General features: G+C 37.5%; 14 protein-coding genes. 6 read left to right on the top strand and 8 right to left on the bottom strand.

Features of this window, described 5'->3' with window-relative positions:
* Window positions 1–6 precede the first annotated feature (6 nt).
* Entirely contained in the window at window positions 7–513 is a 507-nt protein-coding gene (locus CPS_RS11890) for a regulatory protein RecX (protein WP_011043477.1), read from the top strand.
* A gap of 45 nt (window positions 514–558) precedes the next feature.
* On the opposite strand, the gene CPS_RS11885 is transcribed toward CPS_RS11890, so the two are convergent.
* On the bottom strand, window positions 559–1,263 hold the full coding sequence (locus tag CPS_RS11885; RefSeq protein ID WP_041737687.1) for a tRNA (adenine(22)-N(1))-methyltransferase: 705 nt from the start codon (window positions 1,261–1,263) through the stop codon (window positions 559–561).
* A gap of 273 nt (window positions 1,264–1,536) precedes the next feature.
* Between CPS_RS11885 and CPS_RS11880 the strand changes: the two genes are divergently transcribed.
* The 4 genes from CPS_RS11880 to CPS_RS11865 all read left to right on the top strand — a co-directional run bounded on the left by CPS_RS11880 (window position 1,537) and on the right by CPS_RS11865 (window position 7,835).
* Window positions 1,537–4,644 carry an efflux RND transporter permease subunit gene (locus CPS_RS11880; RefSeq protein WP_011043475.1) on the top strand — a complete coding sequence of 1,036 codons (3,108 nt, stop codon included), beginning with the start codon at window positions 1,537–1,539 and terminating at the stop codon, window positions 4,642–4,644.
* A gap of 9 nt (window positions 4,645–4,653) precedes the next feature.
* Window positions 4,654–5,817 carry an efflux RND transporter periplasmic adaptor subunit gene (locus CPS_RS11875; protein ID WP_011043474.1) on the top strand — a complete coding sequence of 388 codons (1,164 nt, stop codon included), beginning with the start codon at window positions 4,654–4,656 and terminating at the stop codon, window positions 5,815–5,817.
* Window positions 5,818–6,159: 342 nt separating this feature from the next.
* Entirely contained in the window at window positions 6,160–6,522 is a 363-nt protein-coding gene (locus tag CPS_RS11870) for a helix-turn-helix domain-containing protein (RefSeq protein WP_011043473.1), read from the top strand.
* The gene (locus tag CPS_RS11865; RefSeq protein ID WP_011043472.1) at window positions 6,516–7,835 is read left to right on the top strand and encodes a type II toxin-antitoxin system HipA family toxin; all 1,320 of its coding nucleotides are present in this window, start codon (window positions 6,516–6,518) and stop codon (window positions 7,833–7,835) included. Before CPS_RS11870 ends, CPS_RS11865 begins: the two co-directional genes overlap by 7 nt.
* A 100-nt stretch (window positions 7,836–7,935) precedes the next feature.
* Here the strand turns inward: CPS_RS11865 and CPS_RS11860 are convergent, their stop codons facing one another.
* The 5 genes from CPS_RS11860 to CPS_RS11840 all read right to left on the bottom strand — a co-directional run bounded on the left by CPS_RS11860 (window position 7,936) and on the right by CPS_RS11840 (window position 13,920).
* A complete protein-coding gene (locus tag CPS_RS11860; protein ID WP_011043471.1) occupies window positions 7,936–8,268 on the bottom strand; it encodes a DUF3135 domain-containing protein in 333 nt (110 codons plus the stop codon).
* 411 nt (window positions 8,269–8,679) lie between these two features.
* Window positions 8,680–9,966: an EAL domain-containing protein gene (locus tag CPS_RS11855; protein ID WP_011043470.1), complete on the bottom strand. Its 1,287-nt coding sequence runs from the start codon at window positions 9,964–9,966 to the stop codon at window positions 8,680–8,682.
* An 86-nt stretch (window positions 9,967–10,052) separates the two neighbouring features.
* Window positions 10,053–10,901, bottom strand: a complete 849-nt coding sequence (locus tag CPS_RS11850) for a nitrate- and nitrite sensing domain-containing protein (protein WP_011043469.1) — start codon at window positions 10,899–10,901, stop codon at window positions 10,053–10,055.
* Between the two features lie 41 nt (window positions 10,902–10,942).
* Complete coding sequence (locus CPS_RS11845; protein WP_011043468.1) at window positions 10,943–12,073, bottom strand: methyl-accepting chemotaxis protein; 1,131 nt, start codon at window positions 12,071–12,073, stop codon at window positions 10,943–10,945.
* Window positions 12,074–12,720: 647 nt separating this feature from the next.
* A complete protein-coding gene (locus CPS_RS11840; RefSeq protein WP_011043466.1) occupies window positions 12,721–13,920 on the bottom strand; it encodes a DEAD/DEAH box helicase in 1,200 nt (399 codons plus the stop codon).
* A gap of 733 nt (window positions 13,921–14,653) precedes the next feature.
* Here CPS_RS11840 and CPS_RS11830 point away from each other — a divergent pair.
* Window positions 14,654–15,022 carry a hypothetical protein gene (locus tag CPS_RS11830; RefSeq protein ID WP_138140274.1) on the top strand — a complete coding sequence of 123 codons (369 nt, stop codon included), beginning with the start codon at window positions 14,654–14,656 and terminating at the stop codon, window positions 15,020–15,022.
* A gap of 396 nt (window positions 15,023–15,418) precedes the next feature.
* On the opposite strand, the gene CPS_RS22910 is transcribed toward CPS_RS11830, so the two are convergent.
* Window positions 15,419–16,216 carry a CHAP domain-containing protein gene (locus tag CPS_RS22910; protein ID WP_011043464.1) on the bottom strand — a complete coding sequence of 266 codons (798 nt, stop codon included), beginning with the start codon at window positions 16,214–16,216 and terminating at the stop codon, window positions 15,419–15,421.
* A gap of 517 nt (window positions 16,217–16,733) precedes the next feature.
* Window positions 16,734–17,636, bottom strand: a complete 903-nt coding sequence (locus CPS_RS11820; RefSeq protein ID WP_011043463.1) for a hypothetical protein — start codon at window positions 17,634–17,636, stop codon at window positions 16,734–16,736.
* Window positions 17,637–17,869 lie beyond the last annotated feature (233 nt).

Here is a 17,869-nt window from a genome sequence, read left to right as displayed (position 1 = left end):
ATTACCATGTATAAAAGAAAGCAAGATGCCAAGCCACAAGTTATTTCTTATGACCGCGTAAAATCATATATGCAGTGGATGATCGAAAGATATGGTGATTACTCAGCTAAAACCTTGCTACAAAAAGCAAACTTACTCTTTAAAGACGATAAACAATTCAATGAACCGGCGCTCGATTATCTAATAGAGCGAGGAATTGTTGATGATCGTCGTTATGCTGAACGCTTAACGATGAGTTTTTCAGAGAAAAACATAGGTCCTAACAAAATAAAAGAGAAGCTCTATGCCAAAGGTTTTTCATCCCAAGTTATCAATGAGTGCGTTAGTGCGATAGAAACCTCCGACGAAGATTACTTTGATAAAGCACTGACGCTAAAAATCAGAAAGTTTGGTGAAGATCCCATTGAAGATATTAAATTAAAGCAAAAAGCCTTACGGCATTTAATATCAAAAGGATTTTCCTATTCAATCGCTAATAAAGTGGTTAGCTATTCAGATGACAAAGAGTATTAGGTCACAGTTTTAACAGCTAACAGGCCTATGACCTGAGAAAAGCCTTTACCGTGCCACAGCATGATAAGCATCAATGATGTATTGAACGTCGTTTGTCTTACCTTGATGAAAACCTTGTTGAATACGTTGGTAATGATTAAGGGTTTTATTCAAGTATTTACTAGTAATTTCAGATTGTTGACTTGATTGTGATTGCCAAATATTATCGCCAACCGGATGGATTTTGTTATTTTCGTCACTTGTCGTTGAAACTAATATTATCTCATAGAAACGTCGGTTCTCTTCAATCAGCACCTCGTGTTTCAAACTAAAATCTAGCGCAATTAATGTCTGTCGCAGTGGAAATTGATGATGAACTGGACACAGTAGAAAATCAATATTCAACTCTTTGTGTTGCTTATATATTGCTTCGATAAACTCAATCATCAAATCACCGCCAATACCGGCAATAATAATGAGGTGTTTGCCCTCATATTGCGCTAAAGGCAATTGTTCGACATCAAGACAGTGAGTTTTCCAAGTTGAACTTGGATAAAAGCGGTGGAGCTTGCTTTCCAGTTCAGCCATTAGCTGGGGAACAATATCAACAAAATGAACCGTGGTAGCTTCTGGACGCGATAATAAAGCGCAACCAAGCAAGCCATGATCACAACAGCAATCCCAAATATGATCATATTGTGATGTCACCATTTGTTGAATATTCTGCAATCGTTTACTTATTTTAACGTTGATTTTTAAGTTGGGTTTCACGCTGGCATTACAGTTAGGCTTCAAGAAATATACTTAATAGACGATTAAAAACCTCGGTATTGTATAGCGAAGTAACTTAACCATACAAGCAGTTCAAGCGATACTAAAGCAGAGCGTAATTAAGGTGATGAAGAGTAGGGAGGTTCTTATTGATTAATAAACACTTAATGAATTACTTATAGACACATTTATTTACATCAATTTACTTAAATACGGATATTTTTAACAAACACTATAATACAATGTTTGCTGCTTTTATTATGGATTGGTTAAATGAACTACACACGAGCTGCACTGAAAAACCCTGCAGCAATTATTGTTATTGTCGTTTTAGTTATGGTTTTTGGCCTGTTAAGTGTCGCTAAATTACCTATTCAATTAACCCCTGATATAGAACAGCCTCAAATAACTATCTTTACCGGTTGGCGAAGTGCAGCACCGTCTGAGTTAGAGTCGGTGATCATTGAACCCATCGAAAATGTAGTAAAAAATACGCAAGGTGTTATTCGTGTTGATACCTCGATAAACCAAGGGTTTGGGCGAATTAACCTCACCTTTGATGTCGGCGCTGATATGCAAAAAGCCATGCTCGATGTCATTAATAACTTGAACCAAGTTCCGCCTTTACCCATTGACGCTATTGAGCCAATAGTTTCAGCTAATGGTGGTGGTAATACCGCAACCATGATGATTAAAACCTTGCCGGATAATCCGGTTGAAGATTTTGGTCAATATCAAAAACTCATTGAAGATGTAGTTGAGCCAAGATTCGCACGAATTCCAGGTATAGGAGAAGTAAACCTTGCTAGCCATAGGCAAAGAGAAATTAGAGTCACCTTTGACCCAGTTAAAACCGCCTCTTTAGGTTTATCTATTGCTGAAATAAGCTCAGTCATTACCAATTCAAATGATACCTCGGCAGGTACCGTTAATGTTGGCCGTCGCCAATATGTGGTACGTTTTTCTGGTCAGTATAGCCTAGATAACCTCACACAAATGATTATTGGTTATAGTGATGAAAGACCAATTTATTTGCAAGATATAGCAACAGTAGATAACACGTTAGCCGATCGACAAGGTTTCAACTTACGAAACGGACAACCGTCATATTACCTCACCTTGAGGCGTCAAAATGGTGAAAACATAGTCGCGTTACTTGATAAAATTAACATCGCGATTAAAGAGCTGAACGAGGGTCCATTAAAAGCAGAAGGATTAACAGTAGACTTAAGTTTTGACTCTTCCGTACATATTCGAAATGCGTTATCTCTGGTGCAAAATAACCTAGGTCTAGGCGTATTACTTTCGTTAGTGATCTTATGGTTATTTCTGAGAGGTATGCGGAATATTTTGATTATCGCGATCACCATTCCCGTGTCTTTATTAGTCGCTTTTGTTGCCTTAAGTCTTTTTGACCGAACACTGAATGTTATTTCCCTTGCAGGTTTAGCTTTTTCTGTTGGTTTAGTGCTTGATGCCGCCATCATAGTGCAAGAAAATATTGTCCGACTCAAAAGTAAAGGCATGGATAATCATAAAGCGGTGCTCAAGGGGACTACCGAAGTCACCGGCGCTTTATTTGCCTCAACCGCGACCAGTGTTGCGATATTTCTGCCGATATTATTTATGAAGGGTATTGAAGGGCAGCTTTTTTCAGATTTAGCGCTAACACTCTCTATTGCTGTTATTGCTTCACTACTTTCTGCGATTACCGTATTGCCTATTGCCAGCAAATACTTGTTAAAAGACGTCAGTGATATTGACCCATTCGCGCATTATTGGGAACGCCTCACTGTACTTGTAATGAAGTTAACTAACAGTAAGTTCAAACGAGTAACTTGGATCAGCCTTTTACTTGCTGGCTCATTAATCATTAGTTTTACCTTATTACCAAAAACAGATTTCATGCCTAGAGCACCAACCGATGGTTTCTTTTTCAGCCTAGATATGCCGCCAGGAGGCAATGTTGACTTTATTGAACATGAAATGGCGAGTCTGGTTAAAAAACGATTAGCACCGTACTTAACGGGAGAGAAATCACCAAAAATAAAAAGTTATAATTTTTACTCGTTTGGCTCTAATGCAACGGGAGGTTTTATCTATTCTGATGATCCGAGCCGGGTTGAAGAGCTAATGAAAGTGGTTAAAGCGGATGTATTTTCAGGTTTGCCAGATACCGAAGTATTCATGTTTCGTGGCTCTATGATTAATATCTCTGGCAATGGTAATGGCCGTACCATTGATATAGATATTCATGGTACCGATATCGAAGGGTTAATGGAGGTAGCGAAAACAGGCATTGCAGCGATTAACGAAAATATGCCAGACACCACCGCATTTCCTATTCCAAGCCTTAACTTAGCTGAGCCAGAACTAAATTTACTACCCAATGATCAACGTATTACTCAAGCTGGATTGAATCGTAGTGACGTCGCTAGAGCTATTAGTGCTTACACCAGTGGTTTATTCATTGGCGAGTATTTTGATGGTAACCATAGATCTAATATCATATTGCGTGGCGAGCAGTGGGAAACCCCTGACGAACTCGCCATGATGCCCATGCATACTCCGTTAGCTGGCATCCAGACCTTAGGAGAGTTAACTCATATTACCAGATCAGCAGGTCCTACTGAGTTAAAAAGAATCAATGGTAAGCGCACCGTCAGCATTCAAGTATCACCACCAGCGACGATGTCACTTGAAGAAGCAACAGCGCTTATTAATGAAAAAGTCATTCCAAAAATGCAGTTAGATCTGCCCGAGAACTCGGCTATTTCTCTTAGTGGTAATGCTAATCAGATGGCTTCTGCTATAAGCGATATGATCAGCAACTTTATCTTAGCGTTACTTATATTATTTTTACTGATGACAGCACTTTTCAAGTCAGCCAAAGATAGTCTAATGGTATTATTAGTGATGCCATTAGCGACTGCGGGTGGTGTTATCGGACTAAGTATCTTAAATATTTTCACTTATCAATCATTAGATTTATTAACGATGATCGGCTTTATTATTTTACTTGGCTTGGTTGTTAATAATGCCATTTTACTGGTAGATCAAACCAACCAAGGTGGCTTAGAGGGCTTGTCTCGTTGTGATGCAGTTGCTCAAGCTATTCGTATTCGTGCTCGACCTGTCTACATGAGTACATTAACCAGTTTATTCGGCATGTTGCCTTTAATGTTGATGCCAGGTGTTGGCAGCGAAATATACCGCGGACTAGCCGCTGTAATCGTAGGCGGTATGACGGTCAGTGCTATTTTCACCTTAGTATTGTTCCCAAGTTTACTGAGAATGACACAAGGTAAACATGCTTCACCTACAACCAATATCGTGTCCATCTCAGCAACAGAACAAGAATTACGTATTAGTAATCGTTAAGAGAAATTTATGCTAAAAATAAATCAAGTAAAGCTAACACAAGTAAACTTAGCTCAAATAAATACTGCAAAAGTAAATACGATACCAGCAAAAGTAGTACATAAAATGATGAAAAAAGTAGTAATAACTACCCTAATTGCAATGAACTTAATGCAAGTAAGCTTTGCTGCAGATGTTGTTGAAAAAAACGAAACAAAAGTCGTCGCAAAACCAGTAAAAGTAGCACCTGTGCTCAATATGCCCATGGCAGCAAAAACTGAACTCAACGCGACCTTATATAGTAGATCACACATCCCAATAACGGCTTCACTAAACGCGAGAGTAGATTACTTAGTTGAACCCGGGGACTTTGTCGCACAAGGAGATAAACTTGCGGGAATGGATTTATTACCTATTCAACTACGACAAGCAGAACAAAAGGCGCAGATAAGTCGAGCAAGAATCAATGTCGCTTATATAAAAAATGAATTGTCACGTTTACAAGCACTGAGTAAAACTCAAGCTGTCTCGCAATTTAAGTTAGATCAAATGCGTTCTGAGCATGATTTAGCAGCGGCTGATTTAGAAATTGCCCAATTAAAATTGGCACAAATTAATGAACAATTATCACGTGCCATCATTACCGCACCATTTGCCGGAATCATCACCGAGCGCTTGATAAGAGTGGGTAGTGAAGTAAATCGTGGTGATATTTTACTTAGATTACTTGATACCGAGCATTTAGAAGCGCGATTATACATCCCGATTAAATACCTAGCTTTCATCAATAAAGGTGACAAATTGAGTATGTCAGCAAGCGATCAAAAAACCTTGGCTGCTGTTACGGCTAAAATCCCAAGAGCTGATCCAAGATCGCAAACCTTTGAAGTTAGACTTAATATACCCAAAGCATTTAATAAACACTGGGCTGCAGGCCAACTTGTTAGTGTTAGCGTGCCGACTCAAAAAGCAACAGCAAGCTTAACTGTGCCGCGCGATGCACTTATTTTGCGCAAAAGTGGCAGTTACGTAATTAAAGTGAATGCAGACAATACCGTATCTCGTTTAGCCGTTGTTGTGGGTAAAGGAAATAAAGAACGCGTTGCGATAACCGGTTCACTAAAACATGGTGATAATGTTGCGATAAGAGGTGCAGAAAGACTAGCCGATGGCGATAAAGTTGTAATTCAATAATTTACTTACCTATGCTCTTACCTCTGTACTTTACTCAAGCGTGCATTAATACCTTGTAAAAATCTGACGTCATCTTCGACGTTTTATATTGAAGACCCATTGTATTTTTCCTTGAATTTCAGCCTCAACAGTGAAAACGAGTAGGGCACATTAGACTCTTTCACTGTATTTATCTAGGTTACCTAACAATCCCTTTAGGGAGGTTTGTTGCTATTTTTAGCAGTTAATCATCCTATAAAGGGTAGTTTTCATTATTGTTGAATATTTATGCTTGTCGTGTAATACTCCCTTTAAGGGTTATACTCGAGTATATCCCATATAAAACATCTTTTAGGGCATATTATGAATATTGATCAATTAACAGCGCATGCTATTGCGGGTGAACTGGGCGATAGAATTAAAACCGCCCGACTCAATGCGAACCTCACCCAGAAAGCTTTAGCTAACAAAGCAGGATTATCCCTCAAAGCGGTGACTAATGGTGAAAAAGGTAAATCAACGCTTGAATCCATGATAGCTATTCTTATCGCACTTGATCTAACAGAGCAACTTAATTCGTTTATCCCAAAACAAGAGATATCTCCGGTTCAATTAATTGAACTTCAGGGTAAAGAACGTAAAAGAGCAACTAGCGCACGTAAAAGTACCAGTAAAATAATAAATAGCAAAAATAGCAGCCAAAGTAAGGATACTCCCACATGGTAATGGAAGTCATAAAGGTTAAGTACAAAGCGTTTGACGTAGGCGCAGTTAGCTACAACACCGATACCCAAATGGGATCGTTTGAATACTTCCCCAGTTTTATCAAAACAGGCATTGAGTTATCGCCAATCAAAATGCCGCTGGCTAAAAATATTTATTCATTTCCCCAGCTAGACCAGAATACTTTTAAAGGACTACCAGGACTTATCGCCGACTCACTACCGGATGATTTTGGTAATGCTGTTATGAATGCTTGGATAGCCAGCCAAGGTAAATCAACCAGTGATATCACGCCTTTACAACGACTACAATACACAGGTATGCGCGGCATGGGGGCTTTAACTTACTCACCTGCCACAAAAAGAAAAAACCTTAATGCTTCACAGCCAATACACATTGAATCGCTCGTTTCTATCGCACAAGACGTATTAGATAAACGACAACAATTTAGCGTTGACCTTGAAAATAATGGCCAAGAAGACAAAGAAGCAATGATGTCTCTTATGTCCGTTGGTATGAGCGCTGGTGGTGCAAGGCCAAAAGCTGTGCTTGCTTTCAATAACGACTTAACCCAAGTTCGCTCAGGCCAAACTGATGCGCCTGAAGGTTTTACCCACTACTTGATGAAATTTGACGGCGTCAGTGAACATAATAAAAATCAAGAGACCTTTGGCGATCCTATGGGTTATGGCGCGATGGAATATACCTACCACATATTAGCGAAAGAATGTGGTATCGATATGATGCCATGCCATTTACTTAATGAAGGTAAACGCAGACATTTTATCACCGAAAGATTTGATCGAAACGGTAATGACAAAATACACGTACAAACACTCAATGGACTTGAGCATGTAAGCTACAAACAAATAGGCTCATACTCTTATGCTGAACTATTTAACACAGCAAGAAAATTAAAACTGAGTCCAGACGATGCAATGCAGCTATTTAAACGCATGGTATTTAACGTAATATCTCGAAATCATGATGATCACGCCAAAAACTTTGGATTTATGTTAGATAAAGACCATAAATGGCAACTAGCTCCAGCTTACGATTTAGCCTATAGCTACAAACCCGATAGTCATTGGGTAAGTAAACATTGGATGACACTTAACGGGAAACAAGATAATTTCACCAGAGATGATTTCTACAGCTTTGAAAAGTTGAGCCCAATCTTTAGCAAACGAAAAATAGATGATGTGTTAAATCAAACAATCGAAGCGGTATCTCAATGGGATAAGTACGCTGCAGAGCACGCCGTGCCGAACTCACTAATAAAAGAAATAAGCCAAAATCTAAGGCTTTTTTTGTAGTTGTTTTTAGTTTAGTTTAGTTAGCATAAAAAATAGGGCATCATTATTTCTTCAGCATTACTACGTGATGCACTCATTTTTCGTCAAAGTGGTGGTTATGTCATCCTATATCTGTTAAGTAGATGATATCAAAATCCTTTTTTTTGTCCAAAATTGGCTGGTTTTTAGTTAAATTATTTAATGCTCTATTCAATTCAATAAAAGAATCCTGCATCATTCGCGATATTCGTATACAGGAATCGACAGGATTTTTTGCCAGCTTCCTTTGTACATCTATCTGAAATTGCAATCCTTGTAAACGTCGTCGGTGGATTCCTGATGTTTTATCGATGATTGCGGCAATATTTTCCCTAAGAATGAGTTCAAGTTTGTCGGGTGAGTTTTCAGCTAATTCCCTTAGCGTTTTATGGTCGGGGAGGAGATTATTATTCATAATGAATACCTCATAGGGTCGTATCTTATTAGCTACTTCTATTCATCATCCGTAAAATACTTACAATATTAATTGTGCTTCCTTGCAATAAATATAGGTTAATTATTACCTTTACCTGTCTTTCCGTACCTCATAAACAACTCAAAAACACATCAAAATAGGCTTTAGATCAAAGTAAAATAACACCATATCGAATTTCTATTTTAGTTAGTCGAGTATTAGAATGGCAACGATGATTTTACTTGGGATTCTGTAAGTAACTGTATTTAATATTATAAAGTCAACAAAGGCGCAAAGCGGAAGTTAACCATAATATTTATATTATTCCGTTTGTCACCAATAGCAGCCATTTATGGCTGAAAAGACTAACTACTGCCAATGGCCTAGTTTATAGAAACTAGAAAATCAAGATTAGTGTCCAGCTAAAATATCCATGCATAATATTTTTTGTCCTTCATCAGTATCAAAGCACATTGAGGTGGTAATACAGAGCCCATCTCCTGTAATAGATTGGTAAGGTGGTGAAATATGCATTTGATTAGGCTGTCTAAGGGCATTACGTATATAATGTTTGCGATACCAATTAGCGTCTTTACCCAGTTGTAATTGATAAAATTGCCCTGCAGGGTTTAGTTTTCCTTGGTCGACTATATAAGACTCACCCAGTTGTTGTCCTTGATTATCTACCAGAAAGCAACGAATTACTTTTTTCAAATTCATCAGCGGCTTTATAACACTATTTATGATTTCACCTGTTTTTATTGTCATTACAGCCTGTAAAAATGTCTTACGGTAAGTGGATGACCAATGTAAATCTTGATGTAATTGATATTGTTCTATAGCGATATTTTGTTTCACTAAGTGAGCAAACAATGGTTTTGTTTCAGTTTGGATGTAGCTAGCAGCTTGGGGGCGAGAAAAATAAAATCCTTGAACAAAATCAGCATTACTGTCGATGGCAATTAATGCCTGCTCCTCAGTTTCTATCCCTTCTATTACAACTAAACAACCAGATTGGTGTAAAATTTGGACAATACTGGTTAACATCTTTTGGGTATGATTCGACTTTATTGCTCTTAAAAGTATTGAGCGGTCTAACTTAACTATATCGGGTCGAAGGTTCCAGATACGCTCAAAATTTGAGTGCCCGGCACCGAAATCATCGATAGCAATGAGGCAGCCCATAGATTTATAATAATTACATGTTTCCAATAATTGAGCATTGTTGTTACAGTGATCCTCTATGATTTCAACCACGACCCTTTCAGCGGGAATATTGAAATAACTTAATAAATCGGAAAAAAAAGTTCCATAATTTCGACCTTTTTCACAGGCTAGACTGGAAACATTGATAAACAACCATTTATCTTGATCCTCTAATTTTTGAGAATTGGCAACGTGGGTATAACGACATAAACGGTCAAGATAAACACTACTCCTTTCATCACACGGTGTGTCGAATATTACGTCTGGGGTGATGTTATTTCCATCATTATCTTTCCCCCTAATGAGTGCCTCATAACCAATTATTTTCTGATGATCAATACTGTATATAGGCTGAAAGTGACTCGTTAGTGTTATATTTTCAAAGGTACTTAGAACACCTTTTTCCACTTGATGAGTCGAGCCTTTGATTTCTTCCAATGTGAGTAGAGATAATGCAGTTTTAGCTACAGAAGCTACTGATGTTATTGTCATTGATTATTTCCAGTAATTAAAATAGCTAGATAAGGTATTGATGAGTTTTTTTAAATAAGACGATATTGATAGCTAGCATGGACCCTTCAATTTACATCCAAAGAGTTACTGATTTGCATTAACTGATGTTTAAATACATCATCGATAGACTGAATAAGCAAACTGGCTTGTTCAAAATATACTTGTTGATCTAACGTGATTTTGTCGGCACTAAGAAAAGCTTGGTCAACGGTGGATAAGAACATTTCGGTTTGCTCTTGTGTGATTTTAATTAACCTATTATGTTCATCTAAATATTGTGGTAAGCAATAAAGTTGATGTAATACAGTTTTGATCACTTCACTAATTTGTTGTTGTAAGTAACTTAGTCGAATACTGTCGGTACTAGAGCAAGTTTTTTGTGTTGCAACGCCCACGCCAATGGCTCTTGCCTGACCAACAACTTCTGTTACACCGATCACTTCACGCCATACATAGCCCGCTTGAGGAAACTGAGGTAAAAATTGAGAAAACAACAAGCCTTTTTCGGCTTCGTCCTCAAGTAGATATAAGAGATTTCTAATCAATTGAGTATGTTGATCAAAACTATTATCCGCACTTGCTCCCACACTAGCTGTGCCAAGTCTTTGCCAATGATCCAGAAAACTTTGCCAACGTTCATTATCATTAGAAAAAGTTAGCTTATTTTTATTAATGTTTTCTTGAATGCATTGTCTGATGATAGTTATTTTAGGTAATATTTCTTTTTTACCATTTAAATAAGCCGCCGTCATTCCTCTGTGTTGTTGAATTAAATAAATAAGCTGCTTCAAACCTTTTATATTAAGCAAGCCTTGACGCTGAGTTTTAATGCGATCTTTTTTAGAGTTATTTAATTTTAAATAAAAGCTAACTAGGATAAATAGTAACAGTACAATTATTTGATAATGATTCATTTGTTAGTAACCCTCTTTTTATAAGTCAATTACCGGAACAGCTAAGAGGTAAGTTTTCTCAAGTGTTCAGCCACAAGTTCAGTTTGTTTCGCAATGTCAGCATTGGCTTCAGAGCTTTGAACAATTTGCTCAACATGCCGTGATATTTCCTCAGTAGCCAAGACTTGTTGCTCAGCATTAACTGAAACGACTTCTGTTTCCTGCTGTACAGAGTTTGTTGCTAAAGCAATATCTTTCAGCATTTTATTAACACTTTTTGCTTTTTCACCACAAGCATTTGTTTTTTCAACGACAAGTTTCATACTTTCAACAGTATCACTGCTCTGGCTTAATACCTGATTGATTTTATTGGCTATATGCTCGCTAGAACTATGGGTGCTTATGGCTAGATTTCTAACTTCTTCTGCCACAACGGCAAATCCTCGACCAACACTACCTGCGCGAGCAGCTTCAATAGATGCATTCAATCCTAATAAATTGATTTGTGATGATATTTTTCGGATAGATTCAGTGATCAACGTGACTTCCTGTGCCAACTCGTCTAACTCTTGCATACCTTGTTGTGTTTGGGATACTTCCTTGCTTACCTCTAATATTGCACCCGTTAAGGAGATGATATGGATTTGCCCGCTTTGTACTATTTCATCAGCATGCATAGCGGAGTTGTGTACTGCGGAAATTTTACTGCTAACTTCACTGATTGATTGGCTCATCTCTGTAATTGCAGCCGCGGTCGACGATGTTGCATTAAATTGCTTTTCCACATTGTTCGATAAACACGTCGTTGATGCTATTACTTGGCTTGCAGAGTGATTTACTTCCTTTAATTTATTTTTTTGCTGTTGATTAATACGCGATAACTCTCGAAAAGAGTTTAATAATGAAATCGTCGTGTTTTTGGATAATAACGTATCGAACTTCAAGCTTCGGTAGTCAAAACTTATGGGGTCAAGACTATTTATTATAGAATTGAACTGATGTTCTTGGTGTGAAACGGTTAATGTTAGTCCAACAAAAAAATAAATAATAACAGCTGAAAATAGGACCGAACTTGTAGTGCCATCCAAAGGAACAAAATTAATTAAGGTCAGCATTAATGTAATTAAACAGATTAAAGTAAGCTTAAGGCCAAATAATTTTATTGAATATTCTACGGGTAGAAAAATAACCATAATGAGTCCTATAAACTCAATTTAATTGAACTACCACCAAAGCAAGATACATACCAAAAAACAAATCATTGATTTTAAAGGTTAATTGATGAACTCATGTGTATTGGGACAGTTTATGGTAAATTAAATGGTGCAATTGCACTAAAATAAAGTGGGTCAAAATTGAATTGTACAGCTTATGTCAACGGTGAAGTTGAGCTGCTGCCATTAGTAGAATAATCCGTTAATATCAAAAAACCTTCACGATGCGATACAAAATAGGCTTAAAGGTTCTATTGAGCTTCGTGCCTAGAGCGCCATAAAAATAATGTCAGTTCTATGATCCTAAAGCTTAACTTCTCATACGAGAGTGATTTATGGTTTCAATGCGAACAGACAAGTTATAGTAAGTAGTTAGTGAAACGTACGCTCTCGTATCAAAGTGGTTATTACATTAGATGATTTTAACCTATGAATTAGGTCGGCTTTGTGGAAAAAGTGCGCAATATACCTAAGCCTGACCGTTCGAATAAGCTCTAAATTTAATATAAACTAGATGTGGCAGTGTTAAATGCAATTAAGTGCACAAGGTAAATGCTATCGAGTGGCACTGATGGTAGATATTTTCCACTATATTGCTCGTTTCAAAGGACAATTCATGTCTGTCCTTATTTTCTCTTTGTTTTTTTAACCTGTTTCTTTTTCTTGTCTTGTATAGGCGCTTTTGAAAACTCTTTATGGAAAGGCTGTTCTGTAACAACAGGAATGACTTGCCCTATGCTATTTTCAATATTAGTTAATTGCCTTATATCATTTTCTACAGCAAATGAAATAGCCATACCACTTTTCCCGGCACGAGCAGTTCGTCCTATACGGTGTATGTAGTTTCTTGGATCTTCAGGAAGGTTATAGTTAATGACTAACGTAATATTATCAACATCAATTCCACGAGCAGCAACATCAGTTGCAACTAATACTCTTAAAGTAGAGTCTTTAAAGTTTTGTAACGCTTCCTCCCTAACTGCTTGTGTTTTACCACTGTGCAGGCTAGCGGCAGTTATTGATGCCTTTTCTAGTGCTTTAACAATGATGTCAGCGCCATACTTTGTTTTACAAAAGATGAGCACTTTTTCATAGTCAGCTTTTGTCAGGATATTAAATAGCAAGGGTACTTTATTCGATTTATCAAGGTGGTACACACTTTGATTAACCAAGTCGATAGTAACCGTTTCAGCAGTAATTTGAATTTTTGTTGGGTCCGTTAATATGGCTTCTGCAAGTATCTCTATTTCCGCAGGCATAGTAGCTGAAAATAATAGTGTTTGTCGGCTCTTTGGCAGTTTCGATATGATACTTTGAACATCCTTAAAGAATCCCATATCAAGCATTGTATCTGCTTCATCTAACACAAATACTTCTAACGCCTTGAAATTTATATCGCCCGTTTCAATTAAATCCAATAACCTTCCAGGGGTGGCCACTAAAATATCAAGTCCAAGTTCGATAGAGTCAACTTGAGCTTGTCTTCCTACACCACCATAAACAACCTTAGTTTTAAGCCCCAAGCCATCAGAGTAGTCATCAATGTTTTGCATTATTTGCGAGGCAAGCTCTCTTGTGGGCGTTAGTATGAGCGAGCGCGTGCTCTTAGCTTTAATATCAATTTTATTTCGCCCAAATTTATTGATAATAGGCAATGAAAAGGCCGCAGTTTTTCCTGTTCCCGTTTGCGCTATACCAAGAAGATCATTGCCATTTATAAGCGCTGGGATACATTCTTTTTGGATCGGTGTTGGCTGTTTGTAGCCTTTAAGATTAACGCGGTCAATAATTGACTCTAAAAGTGAAAATGCTTTAAATTCTGACATGTTGTCTCGGTGCTCATTAATCAATAGCTTAGTATTCTAACAGAATGCTTTAATATATTTAAGACGTATTCAAGTGTTCTGACCCCTTGATTGTCGCCTTGATTTTTTTACAGGTGTTTTGTAAGGGATTAGATAATTAAAAATTGGATGTATTGACAGCAAGCCTTATAGAGCAAAGCATGTAGATTTCATTTACTTTCGGCCTTAGGTCAGCCCAGACTGACGAAGCCTATCGTTACAGCCTGTTCTAATTTGCTTTTCAGGCACCTTATTTATAGAAAAACTAATCCTAATTAATTCAAATCAGTGAGTACTAGGTCTTCGATGTGGCAATTAGCTACGTTTTAGAGATATTGTTTATGCAATAGAAGTCCCAACCAAATTGCTACACATGTGCTACAAATGAAACTATACTTTAGTTGCTATTTATCTAACTTATTGATTTTACTGTGTTGAATACATTTAGTACCCCTGTTTTATGGAGTAATTTATAATAAATGAACTATTCTATAAGTTCGTTATATGCAAATTGGTATTTAGCAATTAGAAGGAGAGCCAGCCATGTCATGTAATTGGTGTAAGAAACCTATCGAGGATGGGGCGAGAGTCTGCAGCGAATGCGGTCGACGCCAAGGGGCAATGGGGCTGATTGCGTCGGTCAGCACGTTGATTGGAGTGGTGGTCGCGCTGCTCGGCGCCATGCTCTCATCTTATCAAGCAGCCCAAACCACTATTGACAGCAAAGACGTCACTGTCGCTGCATACAATGACGCTGTTCGATCGTTATGATGCAGTCATGGCTAATCGGCAACAATGTCCGCCAGAAAATAGCTGTCCAGAACTGGAGCAGCTGGTCCGTCAGCTAGGCCGCTACTATAAATACGTAATTAGCCAGAACCAACCGTATCTTTCGGACGAAGAAAAAACGACGCTAGATAACCTGTGGTGTGGCAATGTCGCACGGATCTTTTACTATTATAAGCCACGTAGCTCCTTCGACGCACTAGCAGATGAATTTATTGCCCATTGCGAAGGTTCTCATTCTAAAAGCGTTACCGACGTAAAAATAATGATGGGATACTCGGAAAGTAGTGGAAATTAACTAGGATTGAGTTAAATGAAGACACATAATAAAGCCATAAACAGGGAACCTTTAAGGTGCATTTCCGCTTCTTACAGCACACTTTAAAATTCTGATTATGGCAAGAATTACCGATACAAAAACTTAATCCGAACCCAATGCTAACAAGTGAGTGCTAATGTCTTGAATGTGGCCAGCCTGTGTAAAAACTCATTTTTCTAGGTTACCACCGAAGAATACATGTAGTTTTAGAACTTTAGTAATGCCGTTATCTTCGATTTCCCTATGCCCAAACCATTTTCGTTATTGCTTAGCGTCTTTAGGGTGATTACAAGTACCATCAAAGCAAACCATAATATTTTTTGTTGCCATCTTAAACCCTTCACAATTGGTGCTTATGTTATTTGCTAATTCAAGTTATCTCGTTGTATTGTCAATAGTACTGTTTACATCAAAGGCCATACGCTCAAAGTCGAGAGTTTGATTATCTTGTAGGCAGTCAATGAAATGTAATTCAGAATTATTGGAACGCTTACCTATTTTTAATCTATTACCACAATTCCCTTCGCATGTGTATATTGTTTCCCCATCTTCGGTGACCGCTACAACAAATCCCGTGTGACCTTTACCCCCTGCAAATAGCTGGACAAATATGTCTCCAGGTTTAGGGATTTCTGTTGTCATGTTTAGTCGTTTAGCAGTTCGCCACATCCTCTGAACACCTAAATGGTGTGTGCTTGCTATTGGATAGGAGTCAGTGACCTCTTTTAAAACCCATGAGACAAAGGCACAACACCAGGCTAATCCGATAACACCAGTATTGCCCCAATAACCGTCTATATCTGGGCTGCGGTTAGAGCCGTCAGGCACTTCAAATACGGGCTTACTGTGCTCTTCAATAATTAATTCTATGAGCTGGTGGCGTTTTGTGGTTAACCCTGCAGGGATGCTAGCTGATAAGTGATTACGCTGTTTTTCGCCTGAAGGGTTTTTTAAAGCCCACCAAGTTTTCGCACCAATAACTCCGTCTGGTTTTAATGGATCACCATCTTTATAGATGTGTTGAAGCTGGAATAGAACGGCATTATCAAACGTAATACCATCAAATAGACCATGAGAAGGTTTAATCTCTTCGAAATAGCCGTTTGAGCTCAGCAATTGTTGAAGCTTAATGACCTCAGGATCAGGAATAAGTCGTTTAAGAGTGTTTGGCATGAATTACTCCTTGCGGTGTCATGTCATGGGCAAGCCAAACAAAGCGTAGATCCTATATTTGAATTCATCAAGCTAGAACGAATATTTATTGGTCAGTATGCGATTTAATGGTTCAGGGGTGTTGTAATTTTCTTATTTTAAAACAGTCGCTTGAGTCAATTTATTATGAGCATCTAAACCGATAACTATTATTCTATGGTTATCCAAGCTAGCTTCTGCTTTTAGTTAATTCCCAAATTAATTATCGCTCTGGCTTATAGCTAACAGTAGTGGTTGAGTCATATTGGCCATAAGTCTATGGGCTTACAATTACTATGGAAAGCTTGAAAACTAGCTTTATATCTCTCTCAGGGGCACATTTCGCGATAGAATTTATGATCACTTTGTGGGCTTTATAGTCCTTTTAGACTCAACTTATTTGACCTATATTTTCTAATACATTATTTTTATCGTTTAATTGGTAACAGGAAAATTTGGCTTTTTCACTTGCGTAAGCGACTATAAAAATAATCGGTTTTTATTGTGTCATTGACAGACAAACTTTTTTATAAGACTTATTAGAATCAAGAAGAAAGCCATCTCCCACTAAAGAAATCATTCTTTTTTGTGATACTTGGGGGTTATCGATTTTAAACCGCAGTCTTTCAGACATATTAGCCTTTAAAATATCTGAACAATACTTTTGAAAGAAAAATCGATCAAACTCACCATTTTCTATCAATCGAAGTAACCCAAGCCTTATACGGTCTGCTATCTCGGGGAATGATGGTGAAACATAAAAATAAGTAGCTAACGGAATTTCCAATAAAATATGGTTATCAACTACAAAGTCAGGATATAAAGCTAAATGGCTTTCTACCTCTCTGTAGGCTTCGTTAATGCCTCGGCCAAAAGTAGTAAAACGCTGCTTTGACAACATAGCGAATAACGACTCATAACCATTTGCCGTCACGACAGCAAAACCAGCCTGTTCCATCGCAAGTCTTATTGACCATTCATTTCCAGAACCTGTATGTAAAGCTTTTAGAGACTTTAAACGACCGACTTGGACAAGCTTTTTACGGTTTTTATCTTTAACGATAAATATCCTAAAACCTTGAAGACCTTTTCTAATTGGAATAGGTACAACAATTAAATTACTATCCCATTCCTTTTGAGGAGCTTCCGCGACAACATTAAGTAATTTACCTTTCTTCAACTCATGAAATATTCGGCTTCTAGTCATATTCATTTCTGTTGTTTTAACTTGAGCATTAGTATATTCAGGCGTCGCTTTAAAAATTAATTCCATTAGCTCGTACGTATATGTATATCGAGGGTCAAAAGATGAAAGAGGCTTGTTAAAAATAACATCTTGACTGGCATTAGTAAAAATTGGTAAACATATCAAAAGCAACCATAAACCCAACATCTTAACCATATTTATCCCTTGATTTTATAAAATTAATTTCTGAACTTAGGTAAAGTGCGTGTTACTTTACCTTATATTTTAGATGTTTACTTCTTTGATCAAAATCCCTTTAATCTTTTGCTTTAATGTATATATCTTGTGTCATAGAAGGTAATAGTTCCCGAATCTATTTAGGTCTCGGATTAATAAAGCCTGACAGGATAGGATTAATATAAACTCTAAAATGTTCATCGCACCACCAT

This window comes from Colwellia psychrerythraea 34H, assembly GCF_000012325.1.
GTDB classification, from domain to species: Bacteria; Pseudomonadota; Gammaproteobacteria; order Enterobacterales; family Alteromonadaceae; genus Colwellia; species Colwellia psychrerythraea_A.
The sequence above is the reverse complement of the archived record's forward strand: the minus strand, read 5'-3'. Positions and strand labels throughout refer to the sequence as shown.